The sequence below is a fragment of the Candidatus Curtissbacteria bacterium genome (genome assembly GCA_024654445.1).
Lineage (GTDB): Bacteria > Patescibacteriota > Microgenomatia > Curtissbacterales > GWA2-41-24 > JANLHP01.
On the sequence record JANLHP010000017.1, the window covers coordinates 180502 to 198924 of the forward strand.

An 18423-nucleotide genomic window follows, 5' to 3' on the forward strand; every position below is an offset into this window, starting at 1 on the left:
GGGAAGTGTAAACAAAAAATTACTTTGCTGGTGCCGGCGCGGTGAATCTTGCCAGAATTGTTGCGACGTTGTTAGCCGTAGATTCTAAGGCCAGGTTGGCGGGGGAGCCAGCAAGGCTTCGGTTAATAGCATCTTCGTAAGCTTTGATTATTTGATCGTTGAGGCCATTATCGAATGTACGTGACGCTATTGGGGCGGATCTTGCGTATGGAGCTTGAGCAACGTATGCACCCGCAAATGGGTCGGCGGCGATTTTGGCGGCTAGTGAGATTTTAGAATAAGGCTCTCCTAAGAATCTTCCTTGAGTGCTGGCTGCCTGAGAATAGAGTTTTATTTGAGTTTCGTCTTGTTGCAGATATTTAACGAATTCCCAGGCTGCTTCTTTTTTGGTGCTTTTTGCGGAAACTCCTTCGGCCCAATAGCTAGCCCAAGTAACCCATGTATTTTTATTTGCTTCAAGTTGAGGAACAGCTGTGACCTTGAATTTAAGAGTTGGATTCGCGTTTTTGATTTCTATTGCTCTCCAACTAGGACCAAAGTACATGGCTAGATTTCCGCCTGTAAATGCAACCGTCGAGGCTGGCATTGTTTCGTCCCAAATACGGTTCTGCCCTTGAGCGAAGCGGGTGTAGTATTCCAGAGCATCGGCTGTTCGTTTGTCTTTGGGTGATTTGGGATCGCCGCCGTTTTGAAGAATCATTAAACCGAGAATGTCAGAAAAATGGTCTATATTACTTGCTGTGCCAATACCTCCGCCTGCTGTCTGAATGTTTCCGGCTGTGTCTTTGACCGTTAATTTGGCGGCAATTTGGGCAAATTCACTCCATGTTTTTGGTGGAGCGGTAATGCCTGCTGCAAGGAGGATATCTTCGTTGTAAAAAAGCGCGAGGCCATCAATTTCAAGAGGTACTCCAACGTATTTACCCGATTGTTTAAGGTCACTGGAAACAACGGGGTAGAAGTTTTTGGCGAATTCTGAGTTCGAGACTACGCTCGATGGCACCGGATCAAGTTCTTCTTTGAGCATGGGAGTCCAAGTGTTATGAAACCTAAATACGTCGGGGCCTTTGCCTGCTTGTATTTGGCTCTCGAGAGTTTCCCTATATTGCTGAGGGGTTCTTTTTTTATAGGTGATTGTGACGTTGGGTTTGATTTTTTGATAATCTTTTATCACCGCGTCCATGACTGTAGGTGACTCCCACAGTCCCCAGTATTCGATTTCTACAGGTCCCTGGCTTTTTTTACCAAAGGGAAGGTATGAGCACGCGGAGAGGGTGATACTTATTATAATAAGAAAGGCGAAAACTGTAAGTAATTTTGGCAGCTTCGAAAATTTCGATTTGGGCATGTGGTTAATTGGACTTTTGTGGCTCTTTTCTATGATATCATAATGCGTACAAATGGCTACTAAAATCAAGAGATGAATATTGATTTAAGACAAGATAAGATTAGATTCTTTCTGATTTTGACTGTTGCTCTTATTCTTTTGGGCGTTTTTGTTTATTCTTTTTGGCGTGACCGCGTACTGTTTAACACTTATTTTGCTGGAGAAAACGTGTCAAATAAAACGAGGGTGGAGATTGAAGACTCGATCGAGTCTAGACTGTCTGGCTTTAAGAATAAGCCTGTTTCTTTTAAGATCGAGGATAGCAATCGTGTCGTTGATCTTACTTGGGAAGAAATAGGTGTTACTTTTGACTACGATAAGACGACTTTTGAAGCGGTTGCTGCTGGTAAACCGAAAGGACTTGACGATTTGTTTGAGTCACTGCTATTTTTATTCACAAAAAAAGATGTTGCTCCATCGTTTGAAGTCGATTTTGACAAGTTGACCCAACTTGAATCTCGGCTTAAGAGTGATGCTGGAGCGGATTTGGCATTAAGGGAAGTTAGTAACGCAACAATTGTTCCAGGGCAAAAGGGATCTGTTGTCAAAAACGGAGAAGGGGGAAGGACCATCGATTCGTCGAAACTAAATCGCGACTTGGCTATGGCGCTTAATTCTTTGGATCCCGACCCAATAGAGGTTGTGATTATTACTACTGAGCCTAAGGTTGATTTTGAGGGAGCGCAGAAAGCCCTATCTAAGGTTAATGCCCTTTCCGGTCAAAGGATTACTCTTAAATTTCAGGCGGACTTGTGGACGCTATCTGGTTCAAACTTCATTAATATTCTCGAGTTTGGACCTAGTGGTCAGGAAGGCGGACGTTTCGCCGGAATGAACTTGGGGCAAGAAGTAACAATTGTGGATTTGGCGATTGGAAGTATAGGGAAAAGAGAATTAGATGTGGGGGTTAATCAGGAGCAGCTCGACAAGTTTGTTGGTGGTATTGCGTCATCTGTTAACAAAGAAACGGTCGACGCAACACTTTCTTTCGATGGGGAGAGGGTTCAAAACTTCATACCAGCGCAGGATGGTCAAGCACTTGACGAGGTGGAGACCAAACGTCTTCTGCTAAGTCATGTTTCCACACAAAGCAATGTAACTGACAAGGAAATCGTAATTGATTTGCCGGTTCTTGTTACGCGAGCAAAAATCGCTAGCGATGAAATAAACACGCTGGGAATTAAAGAATTGGTCGGAAGGGGCGTTTCTTACTATTCAGGATCGATTGCAAATAGAATTTATAATTTGAGCTTGGGAGCATCGAGAGCAAGCGGGACGATAGTAAAACCTGGTGAGAGTTTTTCTTTCAACAAGGCAGTGGGTGAGGTTTCCGGAGCAACAGGATACAAACCTGCTTACGTGATCTCTGGAGGAAGAACTGTGCTGGACGACGGAGGCGGAATTTGCCAGGTATCAACGACTATTTTTAGAGCTGCCCTAAACTCTGGACTTCCAATCACTGCGAGGACGGCACACGCCTACAGGGTTGGTTACTATGAACAAAGAGGGTTTAAGCCTGGACTGGATGCTACTGTTTGGTCTCCGGCTGTTGATCTAATTTTCAAAAATGACACGAAGCATCATATTTTGGTACAAGCGATTGTGGACCCTTCTAACGCCAGACTTCAGGTTGATATATATGGAACAAGTGACGGCAGAACCGTGGAATTAGGAGAGCCGGTGGTTACAAATATTAGGCCAGCACCAGAGCCTAAATATCAAGATGACCCAAGTTTACTGAAGGGCACGGTGAAACAAGTGGATTTCGCGGCCCCTGGGGCTAACTCTGTTTTTACCAGAAAAGTGTTTCGAGGGGGAGAAACAATTACAGATGAATCCTTTAAATCTAACTATCGTCCATGGCAAGCGGTATACTTAGTAGGAACAGGAACTTAAGCATGCTTAAGTAATTTCAAACAATTACCAATGTCAAATTTCAAATTCAAATGGCTATGAAAAATTGAAAAGAAACATGAAGTAGTTTATGAAGAAGGATTTATCGATTATTTTCGGATTATTTTTGCTTGTGATAGGTTTACTCGTTTTCGGCCAAGGTTTTACTACCACGACTTTTCTTAAGCCTGCCCGTGATACTGGTTCCCAAAACGGCCCGAAGGAAAGTGCGCAAGTTACTATCAAGACGCTCTCTGTGAATGCAAAGATAGCAGCAGATGAAGAAAGCCGAAAGAATGGGTTGAGCAAACGGGATTCTTTGCCGCTAAACGAGGGCTTGTTGTTTGTTTTCCCTGAAAAAGGCAACTTCACATTCTGGATGAAAGACATGAAATTTGCGATAGACATAATTTGGCTGGACGAAAATAAGAGAGTGGTTCATATAGTTCATAATGCTCCTCCGGAGCCTGACAGCAGTGACCGCGAGTTGACTAAGTATAGCCCACCGACGCCCGCTGTTTACGTTCTGGAAGTAAATGCCGGTCTTGCCAATCTTAATGGCGTGCAAATAGACGACCAGGCAAACTTCGAACTATAACTCTTAAGTGATAGAATTCCCTCATGAACATTTTAGGCGTTGAAACGACCCGTTCGATTAAACTCAGGGTTGTTTCTTAACTATGTTAATACTTGGAATATCAGCAGTTCGCCATTCTGGCGCTCCTCTGATATTCCTCAAACAAAATTTATATAAAATAATATGAATGTTCTCGGAATCGAAACAACTTGCGATGAAACAAGTGCTTCTGTCGTTTCGAATGGAACAAGAATAATTACGAATGTCGTATCTACCTCGCTTGAACTCCAGAGCAAATATGGCGGTATCGTTCCGGAAGTAGCCGCGAGAGAACAGGTTAAGTTGATTGTGCCCGTTATCGATGAGGCTGTAGGGGAAAATAAGGTTGATGCAGTTGCTGTTGCGTACGGACCGGGACTTGCAGGGTCACTTCTAGTCGGTGTAGAAGCAGCGAAGACTTTATCTTTAGCCTGGAACGTTCCGCTTATTCGTGTAAATCATCTTTTTGGTCACATATACGCGAATTGGGTCGGTGAAAACGTTCCGAAATTTCCGCTAATAGCGCTTATTGTTTCCGGAGGTCACACGGATTTGCTTTTGATGAAGGGTCATGGAAAGTTTAAGTGGCTTGGGGGAACAAGAGATGACGCAGCAGGTGAAGCATTTGATAAGATCTCACGGCTTTTGGGGCTTGGGTACCCGGGTGGGCCGGGGATTGAGAAAGAAGCTGCAAAATGGAAGGGCAAAACTTCTCTAAAATTCCCCAGACCTTTAAAAAACAGTGGTGATTTTGACTTTTCTTTTTCGGGTTTAAAAACGGCTGTTGCTTATTTAGTAGAAAAGAGTGGTAAGGACGCCAGTAAAGCTCCAATTACTTTTGAAGCTCAGGAGGCGATTGTCGATGTTTTAACTACAAAGGCAGTTTTAGCTGCGAGGAAATTTAAGGTAAAGAATATAGTTGTAGGCGGGGGAGTTAGCGCAAATTTCAGACTTAGGGATGTGATGAAAAGGGCCGGGGAAAAAGAAGGCCTTCGGTTTTATTTCCCGGAGAAGAGACTCTCAACAGACAACGGAGCAATGATCGCGTCCGCGGCGTATTATAATCAGGAAAAAATTGATCCTCTTAAGCTTACTGCCAGACCTGATCTTTACTTCGACTAAACTTTACCCGAAAGAAAGTTTCTGAAGTTCGAGGTAATACTTCTAAATCTTGTGAGATAACAAAATTGCGAAAAAAAACTTTTTATCCGCAACTTCTATCGGGGTTTACAAAACTTCTATTATAGGTTAAAATAGACAAAATTTACCGATGGCAGAGGCCTCGGTTTTTTGGTGGAAAAATGATAGACAGATCTGAAAACAGAGTTAATTTATTTGTCGAGGCCAGGGGTACGCTTGAGCGATTAAAGCAGACCGCAGAGGTAATTTTTATTGCTGCGAACTCAGGTATTTCGAGACGACGTGTCTATACCAGCGAGATGAGGAGAGTAATTCTGGAAAGGGACTTTCTAATTCGCGACTTGGTTCAGGCTCTTGGAGGAGATTATTCTCCTAGAACTAAGAAGCTCGAGGCAATGTTTGATGATGAGGGACGCTCAACATGCATTCCGCACGACGAAGCCGAGGCGTTTTTCGCGGAACTGAAAATTTCTGATGAAGAAAAGGTACTAAGCCAAACATCTTTTGATTTTCGAACGCTTGGTCATCCACAGCAGCTTTATACATAAGTAAAATGGAAAGAATTCACCCGGATGTTAAAAAGACAATAGCTGAAAAAATTTATGATAACTATGCTGGCATAAATTTTTATAACTTTCAAAGACAACTCGGCTGGGTTAAAGAAGAAGAACACGACCGCGGCATCGGAAAGCTGAATGGTGAGCGAGATCGGGTTGTTCGTCAATTTGCAGAGTATGTAAATGAGACCTGCCACCCTGGAATAGAAAGTGCAACTAGAGTCCTAAGTGAACTCCGCGAGGGCTGCATTACTGAAGAGTCCGTTTTGGAGTTCTTTGTCGACACTGGAGTCATGGATAGTTTGGCAAGAATCGCTCCCGAAAAATAGGTTTTTATTTTCATTAAAATTCTTTTGTCTCACGTGGTACTTTGACTTGTTGACTGAGTTATCAACAGGACTCAGATTTTGGAACTTTTTACACGTGGGAGAAAAAGGGTAAAATGTTAGTGCTCACGTGAAAGACGAAATGATTACACAAAAACCACAGACGGAAAATTCGGAAAAAAATCTTTACGATTTTTGGCAGAAGGAAAATTTATTTGCCGCTGATCCGTCGTCTTCTAAGAAACCGTATTCTCTTTTAATACCTCCGCCAAACTTAACCGGTGAACTTCACTTAGGACATGCGATGCAACATTCTATTCTCGATGCACTTGCTCGTTTCAAAAGATTGCAGGGTTTTGACGTTTTGTTGTTGCCGGGAGTGGACCATGCTGGTATTCAATTCGAAACAACCTTCGATAAAAAACTTGCCAAAGATGGTTTGTCTAAACAAAAGCTTGGTCGGGAAGAGTGGATGAAAAAAGCTTGGGAATTTAAAGAGGAAATTTACAAAGCGGTCTCTTCTAGCTGGCGCTTAATGGGTCTGTCTGCGGATTGGAATAGAGAGGTTTTCACACTAGACCCGGGTCCACAAAAAGCTGTCTTTGAAGAATTCAAAACCTACTTTGACCGCGGTCTGATTTACAAAGGTCCTTACATTGTTCAATGGTGTCCTAAAGACAAGACTGCGATTGAAGATGTTGAGATGGACTACGAAGAGAGGAAAGAGAATCTTTATTACATCAAATATAAATTAGTTGGAGAGAAAGACAAAAACATAACGATCGCGACTGTTAGACCGGAGACGATGTTTGCGGATGTCGCTGTTGCTGTTAATCCAAAAGATAAAAGATACAAAGATCTAATAGGCAAAAAGGTTCTGGTCCCTTTTGTTAATCGTGAGGTTCCAATTGTTGCTGATGATGGCATAGACATTAAATTTGGTAGCGGGGCTCTCAAGGTGGACCCAGCGCATTCAATAACAGATTACGAAATTGGAATGAAACATGATCTGGAAGTTATATCCGTTATCAGAAAGGACGGAAAACTTAATGAGAATGCAGGAAAGTTCGCGGGGCAAAATGCCCAGGAGGTCAGGAGAGTGATTGTCGAAGAGTTAGAAAAGAAGGGGGCGTTCGAAAGGATTGAGGAAATCGTTCATTCTGTGCCGGTTTGTGAAAGATGCAGAACGACCATAGAGCCTTTAATTTCGGAGGAATGGTTTTTGAAGGTTGACGATCTAGCAAAAGGTGCTATAGAGGCGATCAAAAATGGCGAGATTAAATTCTTGCCGAAAAACTACGAAAAGATCTTGACAGACTGGTTGGAGAATATCCATGATTGGTGCATTTCAAGATCTCTTTGGTGGGGACACAGGATTCCTGTCTGGTACAAAGATGGAGAGCAAAAGGTTTCTTTGCATTCACCGGGTGAAGGCTGGAAGCAGGACGAGCAAGTTTTGGACACTTGGTTTTCTTCTGGTCTTTGGCCGATGTCGACTCTCGGCTGGCCTGACAAAACAAAGGAGTTCGAGAGGTATTTTCCTTGGGATTTTGAAATTTCGGCGCCAGAGATCAAATATCTTTGGATCGCCAGAATGATAATGATTTCTAAATACTTTACGGGAAAATCTCCGTTTAAAACTATGTTCTTCCATGGCATGTTGAGAGACCTGGAAGGCAGAAAGTTTTCAAAATCGCTTGGAAATGGGATAGAGCCGACATATTTGATTGATAATTGGGGAGTGGACGCGACAAGGATGGCGCTCTACACGTACAGCGTCCCAGGAAGAGACGGAAGAGTTTCCAAACAGATAACGGATGAGCGCGGGAAAAATTTCAGGAATTATGCGACAAAAATCAGAAACATTGCAAGATTTATTTTGGAGCTTAAGCCGGAGGGTACCAGCGATAAACTTTCCTTTAGCCATGCCGATGATAAACATATAAAGAAAATGTTTGATGAAGCTTTAAAGAAGTTGACGAGTCATTTGGAAAGGGCTGAGCTGCATTTGGCGGTTGATGTTCTTTACAACTTTGTCTGGCATGATTTTGCCGATGTTTATATCGAAAAGACTAAAAATAGAAGGGTAGAGTCGCAACCTGTTTTGGAGTATATTCTGAGAAGCTCGGTTATAGTCCTGCATCCGTTCATGCCTTTCGTTACCGAAGAGATATATCAAAAGTTCGAAAATAAGAAAAAATCTATAATGCTCGAGGAATGGCCAAAGTAGTTTCCCCGCATATTTTCCGCATTATTTCCCGCATATTTTTAGTACTTTTGCTTCTGGTGTTGTTTTTCATCGTATTTCTATTGCCAAATATCAAAGTTTTTGACTCAACTGAAAAAGTACAAGGGGGCAGTATTACAGATGAGGATAGGGAGTATTTAAACGGTGAAATTGAGAAAACTTTGGATATTGTTAGCGCACGACCCGATTATTCTCAGGCTTGGCTACGGTTGTCAGTGTTGTACGAGCGAGTGGGGGACATGGATTCTTCAAAAAGGGCGCTTGATGAGTCTAAGAGGTTAAATCCTGACCTTTAGGTTTGAGGTGGTTTTTCTACAAATTTAAATTTCATTTTTAATATTCCTGCTTCGGAAATAACTAGGTCTGGTCCTTGCCACACAAATGTTAAATTTGGTCCAAAAACATACATTAACTCTTGGTTGAGCTGGGGGGTAAGAGTGTACGAAAAAGACGTCCCGTAGAATTCACCATCCCACATTTTTGAAGCAGTAGAATACGCCTGCTCCAGGCTCAATGTGGCATCACTATTTGGTTTTTCAAATTTATTTATAGATTCTTCAACATTGAAATTTTCATCATAAGGCACGAAGCCAAAGACTGGTTCTTCAAGCAGGAGTTGTTCTCTTTCAGTCTTAGTAAGTAAAATTGCGCTATTGGAAGCTTTCATGCCAAGGAATGTCAAGCCCGTCTTCGAGTCTTGATAGATCCTGAGCTCATTCACTCCGATGTCGGTTGTCGAATTTTGCTTTACATTAACTTTAATCACTTTATCTGGAGGAATTTTGACCTCGGGTATTTGAGGAATAGTTTCTTTTAACTGTGGTGTTGGGTTTGGAGTTAAAACTGGCCTAACTATCGGCGTTATAGTTACGTCTGGTTGCTGATTTTCAGCACATGAGATGGCAGAGATTCCGAGCACTCCCACGAGGAGAGATTTTCTAAGGAAGTTTCTTTCAGACATAAGAGGATAATTATTCTTTTGCTTCTTCTGGAGGTTTATCTTCTTTGCCGCCGCCTTGATCTTTTTGTTCTCCTTCAGGTTTTTTCTCGCCTTCACCTTCGGTTCCAGCTTCTGCGCCTTCCACAGGAGCTTCGGCGGCGGCTTCTGCCTCGACTTCAGCTTGTTCGGCTTCGATTTCTGCCTCGACTTCTTCCATTTCTTTAGTTACAAGTTCACCAATTTGGGCAACAACGAGCTCTTCGTCTGACATAACTTCGACCTTGTCTCGGTCTATTGGAAGATCTTTAATCTTAATTTCGTCCCCAATTGCGGCAAGCCTAGAAACATCTACTTCGAGGTTCTCCGGAATATCTGTCGGAAGAGCTTCAACTTCTATTTCGGAAACTGGAGTCAGAAGAAGACCAACTTTCTTTTCCTCTGCGGGAGCTTCACCTACAATTTCAAGAGGGACGTTGACGTTTACCTTTTCCGTCAGATTTACTTGGTAAAAATCGATGTGCAGAGGGTCATCTGTCATCGGGTGAACTTGAATGGCGCGAACCATAACTGGTCTTTTGTCTTTGTCTATTGAAAGGTCGATTATCCCGGTTTCACCAGCTTTTTCGAAAACTTTTTTAAAGTCCTCCGCGTTGACTTGAACGTGTATTGTTTCTATTTTGTGACCAAAAACATGAGCAGGGATGACGCCTTCCTTACGGAGGGTTTTAACTTTTTTGCCGAGCACTGTTCTTGGTTGTGCGGAAAGCGGGATTTGCTCCATAGCGGAAATGGTAGCAGAAATCGGTAAGCTTGGTCAATTATTGTTGGATCTGGGGAGAAATAAGCTCTGTCATTTTTCTCCGATCTCTACTTTAAACTCGCGGTCCCTTGAAAGGTCGGTTGTGATTTGCGCATTTTGCGATTTTGAGTAAGTTTCATCCCCGTTTATAGATTTAAGAATTAAGTACCCTGGAAGATTGAGTTTAAACTCGAGTGGATCTTTTTCGGTGCCCGGTTGTTTTTGAATATAGAGAGAATAAACCGGTGCAGATTCGAGTTTTATGTTTTTCGGAACGTGATAGGTGAAGATGATTTCTTTTTCGGATTTTATGGGGACTTCGACAAATGTCGAAAAAACTGTGTAGTTTCCGGTTGAGGTTGTATTTACCTCGGAAGTACGCGTTTGGCCTGCATCTTTAAACTCATTGAGCCCGGCTGAAAACGGAACTACGACTCTTAGAAAGTTCGTGTATCTGCCTGCAGGCCATGTTTCTGCTGGGCTGTTGTTTTTGTAATTAATCTTTAACTTACCAACTAAGTCGGCGTCTTTGCCGATTGTCATTTCGTATGAAACTTTCCTTTCTATAAATCTATTTACTTTGTTTGCTCCTAAGTTTGCTTCCGAAAGTGCCAAGAAATCACGAGTTTGACCAGAAGTGTCGGCTGGATTATAGGTGAGCGGGGGAAGAGGATTATTCCATCCTTTGGTTTTAACAAAGGTTGAGAGTGTTGGGCTATCAAATGAAAGCATTAAGTGTTTTTCCGAAAGTGCTTCTGAGGTCGCTTCTACTAGCGCGAGCCAAGGACTCGTGTTTTCTTGATTATTTGCTGCCTCAGTTTTGATGCTGCCCAGAGTTTTGTCGATGAGTGTCCTGGTCAAAGAGCCGAAGAAATCGCGTTTTTGAGTTGAACCTGGAAAGAACCCTACTTCACTATGGTATTCTCCTCTTTCGAAGAGATTATCTGCGCTGATCTCTTCGTTGTAATCTGTAAGCTTGACCGGCCCCATTTTTGAAAGAATATTTTGAACGTAAGTTAGATCTATCGCTATGACACCATCAACGTCTTTGCCCGTTTCTTTTTTAAAAAAATCTCGAGCGGTTTTTGCGTTAACTTCAAAATCTACGGTCCAGTTTGAATCTCTTAGATAAAGATTTTGCGTACCAAGTTTTTCTGTGAGTTCTGGCGGGGGTTTTATTGATTCTTTTAACTGACCGTCTATCGTGTAGACGTCTTCGACTGAAATGTTTTTTAATTGGCCGCCGTCAAATTCGACCTGTGCGACGTTTCCGATAAACCCCCCGCCCGGCCGAAGTTCGGTATTATTCTGAATTAAAACGAGGTAGGTTTTTTTAGCACCATTTCCTGTCAGCTCTTCCATCAGAAGTGTCATCTCGAGGGCTGAATTGGAAATTGCATTTAATTTTTGGGCGTTTTGTTGGGATATTGAAAGAGTACCCTTGAAGGGTAGGCTTTTGGAGTTTTCCAGCAGGTTTTTGGCGCGTGAAGATTCTATGTAAGCCTTTCTAAAATTAGCCGTTGGTGTCTCGACGTCAAAGTCGCCTTTTTGTGTGTCGCTCGAGATTATTGTTTGTAAGTTTTTTTGCAGAGACTGGCTGCCTTCTGTAAACGAGAGCGTTGCCGCTGATGCGTAATGCGCAGCCTCTAGAGAATTATTGATGCTGTCTATCTGGTTTGGAAGAATAAAGGAAAATGGGTAGGTAGCGGCTTTGACCAGGTTGCGAGCTGAAGCAAATGAATTTTTAGCTCGCGTTGCATTTTCTTTGGCCTCTTGAAAGTTTCCTGCAGTCAGGTTCGTTCTTGCTCCTTTAAGACCACTGGCCCCAAAAAACAGATCCAGGCTCATTTTTGCGAAAAATAGAGTAATTAAAATTAGCGCAATAAAAAGAGGTCTTTTGCGAAAAGATTTGTAAGAGGCGAAGCTTGGTCTTGGTACATGGGCCTTAATTCTTTTGTGCTTTTCTTCCTTTTCTCTGACTACTTCGTCTTGTTTGTCTGTGTACGTGGGTTGGGGTTTGTTTTCGGGCTTGGGTTCCTGAACATGCACTTCTTCTTTGTCAACGAAATAATCGATTGTGTTCTTGAGACCTTCTTGTAGTTTGACCTTGGGATTTACGTGGTCAGCATGCTCTCTTGCTATGATTTCCGGCTCGTGGACTCCATGACCTTCGGGGCCGGAAAAATAAAGTCCAATTTCTTTTCCGGTTGTAACTCTCATTACGTTTTGAATTTCATAAGCGGTAGAGAGCGACGTTTTTGCGCCTTCAGAAAGGAGGAAGTGGACTTTTTTTGAATTTTCTGAAAATGCAATTTTGATTACCGCATAAATTACGTCTGTTATGTAAGCGGGGTAGACCTGACGCAGCCCTTCATTGTCGAGAATAATCTTGTCGCTTTTTATCGCCTGAAAGATTAATTTGGACAGCTCGTTATTTTCGTGATCCGGCATCTCGGGGCCATAAAGATCGCCCAAGAGAAGCAGATTTACCCTTTTTTTGAGATCTTCCTGGTGATTGCGATCGCTGGCACTTCTTAAGATTAAATGATCAAGAAAATCAGGGCTCGTTCTTACTGGGGAAACTACAAAGACACCAGAACTATCCCTTTGTGAAAGATGGATTATGTTCGCGGTTTGAGGAGAAATGTGAGGAATGTGAGACGGCGCGACCTTAGCTGTATTTAAAACTGAAAGATCGAAAATTACGTTAAATGGAGGCAAATAATCAGGTAAGGGTTGGCCTAGATCAATTTCGAGGAGCGTGAAATCATGGTTTGCCAAAACAGCGTGGGGAAGATGAGAGGAGCCTACGCCGTAGACGACGCAATTTTGTGCAAGAAGGGATTTGGCGAGTTCGGTTCCCAAAAACGAGCCGACTTCTGTTATTAAGACATGAATTTTCTTTGTGTGGTGGGCAGGTTCCATTTTGGTTTAAATTCTAAATCACAAGCACCAAATTACAAACGGTTAAAGTAATTTTCAATTTCTAATTTCTAATTAAGAATTTAAAATTTATTTGTTTGGTATTAGTAATTTGCGATTTGGTCATTTGTTTACACCTTAAAGTAAGTTTTTAAACTAATTGCAAAAATCGCCATTGCGGCACCTGCTAGTAGTCCTGCTGTAACGAAGACTATTTTGTTTGCTTTTGTGAAAGCGGGTTCTGGCGCAGTGCCTAGGGGTTGCAAAGTTGATTTTTGGTTTGAAACTTCTAAGGCTGCGACTTTGGTATTGTACGAATCCTGGATTTTTTGCATCAGAGATGTGCTAGCTTCTTTGCTTTTGGAAAATGTGGTTATTTGCAACACTTGAGGCGCTAACTTTTTAACACTGATCGACTCGCCACTATTCATAACTTCGGTTTTAAAATCCGCACTTTCTATTATGGCTTGGGCTGTATCTGTAAAGTTGCGTGTTTTTTCCTGAACGAAAAATGCTTCTGTATTGTTTGCTTCGACGCCCGGTTTGATGAAAAAAGTTTTACTGTATTTATACCCGGAAGGGATTTTGACAGTGACAAGAATTGCGATCACTGCTCCAAAAAGCATGAGGATTAAAACGAAGGTTGCGTTTTTTCTAAGGATTTTTAAGTAATCTTTAAGTTCCATTACAAATTGTTAATTGTTGATTGTTTATTGGGCATCGAGTGCGATATTTACTTGTGTGTCTGCTTCTTTGTTTTTTTCTCTTGGAATGTGTATGTAATTAACTTTTCCGAAGCTTGCTTCAAGACCTCTCACTTCTAGAACAAGCTCGCGAATTTTTGCGTTTTTTATCTTGTAAAGACCTGAGAGCTGATAAACAACGAGTTGAGAATCCAAAAAAACATTAAGGTCTTTCCCTTCGAATTCTTTTTTTGCCCACCCAAGAGCCTTGATGAGGGCAGTATACTCGGCAAAATTATTGGTTGCAATTCCAAGATATCCGCCTTCTTTCTTGACCGTTTTATCGTCGACTTTGACGACGAACCCGTAAGCTGCAGGACCAGGATTTCCTCGTGCACCTCCATCTGTAAAAATTTTTATCACTTTTTACCTACTTTCAAGGCAAGTAGGGAGAGCGCGAGAACTAAGGCTTCGGAAATTACGGTAACGGTGCTTGCGGCAATGAAGCCGTATTTTGGGATGAAAATCAGATTGGCTGCTACGTTGAATACTGCGCCTAATGCATAAACTGCAATGAGGTACTTCTGTTTGTTGTGGATTATTAACACATGCCAGACGAGTGCCGAGAGGAAAAAGAAAGGCATGCCAAGGGCAAGAATTTGGAGGGATATTTTAGACTGAGCAAATTCTTCACCGAAAAGCGTTGGAATAAAAAGCGACACGGCCATCAAAGAAACTCCAAGAAGTATTGAAAATCCTACGAGAGAGATAGACCAGAATCTTATTTGTTTTTTAAACTCGGCTAAATTTTCTTTGAATACTTTCTGCAACAGGGGATAGAGCGCATTTGCAAAGAATATCGGCACTGCAAGAGCTGCTTGGAAAAACTGGTAAGCAAGGCCATAAATACCGACTTCTACAGTTGTTCTTGTTGTGGAAAGGATAAGAACGTCTACGCGGAAGTAGATAAGATTGAGAAGCAATGCGAGGCCCACCGGCCAAGATGATAAAAGAAGAGACTTGGAGTTTTCCATGTCGAAAATAGGTGCTAGTGACTGGTTGAATTTTTTTGCAATGAGAATAAATGACACTAAGGTGTAAACTGCGCTTCCTAGAATGAAAAGGACAACAAATGGCATCAGCGAATTTGAAAGCGAGGAAAGCAAGAAGACCCCAACTAACGTCGCTAATGATCCGACGACGGTTGCGATTGCCGAAAGGTCGTAGCGCAGGTGTTTTTGGAAAAGGGCATTTGCGGTCGTGAAGAGGGCCTGTGTGATTATAGTTAGCGAAGCGACTGAGATCCCTAACTTTACGAGCGGGCTGAATCCCGTTGAGGTGTTGTGGTCGTATGGAAGAAAAAAGGTGACCAAAATAGCAATGAGCGCTAGGGCAATTGAGAGCAATATCCTTAAGCCGATTAGGGCTCTAAACAGTCTGCTTTCGTCTGGTGCTGCTGCGTCTTTTACAAAGAAAGCATTTAACCCGAAATCAGCAAGAGTGTAAAAATATCCGACAAAAACGAAAATTTTAGTGAATTCTCCGTAGCCTCGAGCGCCGAGAGTTCTGGCGATTATTAAGGTGACGATGAGTGTCGTTGTCGCAGAAACTCCCTTGGCAATTACTTGCGCGCCAGTATTGTAAATGACTTTTTTGAACACGAGAATATTTTACATTGAAAGCTAGCTAAATTGTTAGATTGGGGAGTGTTATTTTTCCTGACTGACGATGTAGGCTGCTGCAAACCAAAACATCAGGCGGCCTTGTTGAAGCGTCCACAGGAAATGATCTGTTGTTGAAAAGATAAGGATCGCCGCAAAAAGCGCAAGTTTAATTTTGTCGTTTATGCTCTTCGAAATAACCAGTAGTAGCGTCGCGAAGAGTAAGAGCCCGACGATTCCGTTTTCGGCGAGTATTAACAAGAAAACATTATGAGCGGGTTGGAGAAGTCTGGTTTCTGAAAGCGCGAATAGGTTTAGTCTGGAGAGCTCGAGAATAAAATTGTTGCTTCCAACGCCAAAAAGTGGATTTAAAAGCGTGATGTTGAGAGCGGCTTGAGCAAGAGTAAGCCTTTCGGCGATTGGCGCGACGTCGAGGCTTTGCGAAATTATGAGAGTGGTTCCTGCGATGATCGCAATCAGGAGTAAGAGTGTCGTGAATTTAAATTTGTTGGCGATAATTACCAGCCCTACTATAGACGCAATAATTGCGGTTCTTGAAAAGGTTAGGGTAAGTGCGAGTGTTGATATTACTAGGGGAAGCAAATTGGCGGTTTTTCTTCTGAACTGCGATCCTATTAGGAGGATCAATGAAAAGGAGAGATAAGCTCCTGCGACGTTGGGGTGAGGAAAAGTTCCGTAAGGCCTCAAAAGTTGGTTGCCTAAGAACTGTAGATGGGCAATAAGGGGTGTTGTCGAATCGAATGCTCTTTCCCCTAATATCCACAGACCAAGGGACTTTTGGAGTGCGAATTGAGCGAATATTACTAAGGATTCCACCGCTGAGGTTACCGTAATAACAAGCAGAGCCATTTCCCTAATTTTCTTTTTGGAAAGAGAGTGCGCAGCAAATATTGCAAACATGCTAAAGGTTAAGGTTTTTAAATTAAAGATTATTGATATTTGATTGTCGTTAGAGGTCAGCAAGCTAGATCCTATCAAGTAAAGATTCAGGACAAGTAGAACCGAGATAAAACTTTTGTACTTTTCCCAGATCGACTTTAGGTTTTTTCTGTTTTCCCATAAGAATGCGGGTATGAATAGGGAAACGACAATGTCAGACAGATAAATGCTGGCAGCGCGGTAGTCTATTGGAATCCCAAGGACGTATGAAGAGTCGCTAAAAAAATATTTGCCAAGCTGAATAGGGATTATTGCGATTGTTGTCAGAAAAAGGAGGTCTGACAGGTGAAAGGATAGTGGGATTGTAGGATGGTGGGATTTAACTTTCAATTTCTAATTTCTAATTCTTAATTTCTAATAAGAGAGCTTATTTTCTCGACAAGCTCGAAAATCAAATTTTAATGACAAATTAAAAATTATTCTTTTATTAACCTTCTCGTGGCTTGACTACGAGATGTCTTTCCTGGCCTTCGCCTTGCGATTCGGTTATTACGTCAGGATGATCGGTAAGGACCATGTGCACAACTCTTCTTTCAGAAGCCTTTAAGTTGTAAAGAGGCTCGGGTTTTTTACTTTCTGCAACTTCACGGGCTACAGAAAGCGCCATCGATTTGAGCTTTTCTTCTTTTTGTTTACGCCACCCGTCGATATCGACAAATACTTCAAAATCTTCATCGCCCGTTAATGTTTTTAAGCGTACGACGAGAACGAACTGGAGGCTTTCGAGATTTGTGCCGTATTTTCCTATTAAAAGAGACGAGTCTTCGGAGTCGATATCGACAGAGTACGTGTTGTCTACTTTTGAAACTTCTGCTGTTGCAGAGACTCCGAGTTTTTCGATTATTTGTCTTACTTGCTCTGCTACGAAATTCTCGTCTAAAGTTTGTTTTTTCGCGTCGGTTGTCATTTGGTTAAACACCTTTTTGCAGACCTTTAGGTAGATACTTATTAAGCTGTCCAGCCCCAGTGATAACATACTGCTGGATTGCGCCAATTATAGTAAAAGTATTCCAGTAAAGCGAAAGGCCGAAGGGAAAGCCGTAAGAGAAAAAGGCAATTAAAAGCGGCATGATAAAAACCATCTGGGTCTGCATTTGAGCCATTGAGTCTTCGAAACCTTGCTTTTGTTCTTTCTTGGATTCCTTTTTTCCACTTGTTTGGACTTTTGGCGGAGCCATCATTAATGATTGGACAAGCTGCAGTAGACCGGTTACGACTGGAACCAGCAGGATGAGAACGCCGACTTGCTGCCATTCGTTGGGCCTTATCCCTAAATTAAGGCCCAAAAATGATGTTTCTGGAATTTTGTCGAGGTGAAGTGAGGGAAAATAGAGCTTACTATTTATATTTGTTAGGAAGTCTGCGCTACTAAACTGAACAACGTGTTGGAGCACGTTATAAAGAGCTAAAAATACGGGTATCTGTAAAAGGAGAGGCAAACAACCAGCTAAGGGGTTTACGCCGTGCTCTTTGTAAAGTTTGGATACTTCTTGCTGGTGCCTTGCTTTGTCGTGACCATGTTGCTCTTTTATGCGCGAAAGGTGAGGCTTCAGGGCTGCCATCTTTTGTGTGCTTCTTAGTTGAGCAGTAGTCAATGGCCACATAATCATGCGGATTATTATGCTCAAGAGAATAATTGCAAAACCAAGCGCGCCGGGAATGCCTGCGCCCTCAAGCACTTTATATATTGCAATGAGTATGTTTAGTATTGGGTTGGTTAAAAAAAGTTCAAATGGGTTCATTAAACGGGGTCAATGTAAGGTCTTTTTGAAAGTGGATGACAACTTAAGATTCTCATGATTGCTTTCGCGCCTCCCCTTAAAAGGCCATATTTTTCTATAGCTTCAAGCGCGTACTGTGAACAAGTTGGGGAGTACCTACATGTTGCAACTACGTTTCTGGTTAGTCCTTGGTAAAGGAAGAAAGAAATTTTAAATAAGTTAATGGTCATTTTAAAAGGTCTTTGAGTGCTTCTTTAACTTTTTCAGTTTTTTGCTCTGAAATATTATTTTTTACTATTACAGTCAGTTCGCAATTCTTCAAACCTAACTCTTTAATCGCTTCTGTCGTTATTCTTCTTATCCTGTTTCTGTCGACTGCCTTTTTGGCGGTTTTTTTTGAAACAACAACTGCTGCCTTAAAAACTTCCTGATTCTTGTGCAGTACTATCGTAAAGTCGTTATTTGCTCTTTTGGTTACCGAGCTATTTAACTTTTTGCCAAAAGGTAATTTTAAGCGATTTTTCGAAGGCAACATTTTTTCGAATGATACCATTCTCGAATTTCTAATTT

General features: G+C 42.0%; 19 protein-coding genes. 7 read left to right on the plus strand and 12 right to left on the minus strand.

Going from position 1 to position 18423, the window contains the following annotated elements; all coding sequences use genetic code 11:
- Window positions 1-19 precede the first annotated feature (19 nt).
- Window positions 20-1348 (minus strand): extracellular solute-binding protein, encoded by a 1329-nt coding sequence (locus tag NUV69_03255; GenBank protein ID MCR4324681.1) that lies wholly within the window; start codon window positions 1346-1348, stop codon window positions 20-22.
- A gap of 72 nt (window positions 1349-1420) precedes the next feature.
- On the opposite strand from NUV69_03255, the gene NUV69_03260 reads away from it, so the two are divergent.
- The 7 genes from NUV69_03260 to NUV69_03290 all read left to right on the plus strand — a co-directional run bounded on the left by NUV69_03260 (window position 1421) and on the right by NUV69_03290 (window position 8463).
- Window positions 1421-3283: a VanW family protein gene (locus tag NUV69_03260; protein MCR4324682.1), complete on the plus strand. Its 1863-nt coding sequence runs from the start codon at window positions 1421-1423 to the stop codon at window positions 3281-3283.
- 88 nt (window positions 3284-3371) lie between these two features.
- Entirely contained in the window at window positions 3372-3878 is a 507-nt protein-coding gene (locus tag NUV69_03265; protein ID MCR4324683.1) for a DUF192 domain-containing protein, read from the plus strand.
- A gap of 162 nt (window positions 3879-4040) precedes the next feature.
- On the plus strand, window positions 4041-5018 hold the full coding sequence (gene tsaD, locus NUV69_03270) for a tRNA (adenosine(37)-N6)-threonylcarbamoyltransferase complex transferase subunit TsaD (protein ID MCR4324684.1): 978 nt from the start codon (window positions 4041-4043) through the stop codon (window positions 5016-5018).
- A gap of 179 nt (window positions 5019-5197) precedes the next feature.
- On the plus strand, window positions 5198-5584 hold the full coding sequence (locus NUV69_03275) for a hypothetical protein (protein ID MCR4324685.1): 387 nt from the start codon (window positions 5198-5200) through the stop codon (window positions 5582-5584).
- Window positions 5585-5589: 5 nt separating this feature from the next.
- A complete protein-coding gene (locus NUV69_03280; protein MCR4324686.1) occupies window positions 5590-5922 on the plus strand; it encodes a hypothetical protein in 333 nt (110 codons plus the stop codon).
- Window positions 5923-6049: 127 nt separating this feature from the next.
- Complete coding sequence (locus NUV69_03285; protein ID MCR4324687.1) at window positions 6050-8149, plus strand: valine--tRNA ligase; 2100 nt, start codon at window positions 6050-6052, stop codon at window positions 8147-8149.
- Window positions 8137-8463: a hypothetical protein gene (locus NUV69_03290; GenBank protein ID MCR4324688.1), complete on the plus strand. Its 327-nt coding sequence runs from the start codon at window positions 8137-8139 to the stop codon at window positions 8461-8463. Before NUV69_03285 ends, NUV69_03290 begins: the two co-directional genes overlap by 13 nt.
- On the opposite strand, the gene NUV69_03295 is transcribed toward NUV69_03290, so the two are convergent.
- The 11 genes from NUV69_03295 to rnpA form a co-directional block, all read right to left on the minus strand.
- A complete protein-coding gene (locus NUV69_03295; protein ID MCR4324689.1) occupies window positions 8460-9128 on the minus strand; it encodes a hypothetical protein in 669 nt (222 codons plus the stop codon). The genes NUV69_03290 and NUV69_03295 overlap by 4 nt on opposite strands.
- Window positions 9129-9138: 10 nt before the next feature.
- Window positions 9139-9888, minus strand: coding sequence for a 50S ribosomal protein L25 (locus NUV69_03300; GenBank protein MCR4324690.1), 750 nt, complete (start codon window positions 9886-9888; stop codon window positions 9139-9141).
- A 69-nt stretch (window positions 9889-9957) separates the two neighbouring features.
- The gene (locus NUV69_03305; GenBank protein ID MCR4324691.1) at window positions 9958-12831 is read right to left on the minus strand and encodes a DUF4012 domain-containing protein; all 2874 of its coding nucleotides are present in this window, start codon (window positions 12829-12831) and stop codon (window positions 9958-9960) included.
- 128 nt (window positions 12832-12959) lie between these two features.
- On the minus strand, window positions 12960-13514 hold the full coding sequence (locus NUV69_03310; protein ID MCR4324692.1) for a hypothetical protein: 555 nt from the start codon (window positions 13512-13514) through the stop codon (window positions 12960-12962).
- Between the two features lie 24 nt (window positions 13515-13538).
- Window positions 13539-13934 carry a ribonuclease HI family protein gene (locus NUV69_03315; protein ID MCR4324693.1) on the minus strand — a complete coding sequence of 132 codons (396 nt, stop codon included), beginning with the start codon at window positions 13932-13934 and terminating at the stop codon, window positions 13539-13541.
- On the minus strand, window positions 13931-15172 hold the full coding sequence (locus NUV69_03320; GenBank protein MCR4324694.1) for a flippase: 1242 nt from the start codon (window positions 15170-15172) through the stop codon (window positions 13931-13933). Before NUV69_03320 ends, NUV69_03315 begins: the two co-directional genes overlap by 4 nt.
- A gap of 48 nt (window positions 15173-15220) precedes the next feature.
- The gene (locus NUV69_03325) at window positions 15221-16462 is read right to left on the minus strand and encodes an O-antigen ligase family protein (GenBank protein ID MCR4324695.1); all 1242 of its coding nucleotides are present in this window, start codon (window positions 16460-16462) and stop codon (window positions 15221-15223) included.
- A 97-nt stretch (window positions 16463-16559) separates the two neighbouring features.
- A complete protein-coding gene (locus NUV69_03330) occupies window positions 16560-17039 on the minus strand; it encodes a hypothetical protein (GenBank protein MCR4324696.1) in 480 nt (159 codons plus the stop codon).
- Between the two features lie 4 nt (window positions 17040-17043).
- Window positions 17044-17874 (minus strand): YidC/Oxa1 family membrane protein insertase, encoded by an 831-nt coding sequence (locus tag NUV69_03335; GenBank protein ID MCR4324697.1) that lies wholly within the window; start codon window positions 17872-17874, stop codon window positions 17044-17046.
- Window positions 17874-18083 (minus strand): membrane protein insertion efficiency factor YidD, encoded by a 210-nt coding sequence (gene yidD / locus NUV69_03340; GenBank protein ID MCR4324698.1) that lies wholly within the window; start codon window positions 18081-18083, stop codon window positions 17874-17876. The genes NUV69_03335 and yidD overlap by 1 nt, the downstream gene beginning before the upstream one ends.
- Window positions 18080-18406 (minus strand): ribonuclease P protein component, encoded by a 327-nt coding sequence (rnpA, locus tag NUV69_03345; protein ID MCR4324699.1) that lies wholly within the window; start codon window positions 18404-18406, stop codon window positions 18080-18082. Before rnpA ends, yidD begins: the two co-directional genes overlap by 4 nt.
- Window positions 18407-18423 lie beyond the last annotated feature (17 nt).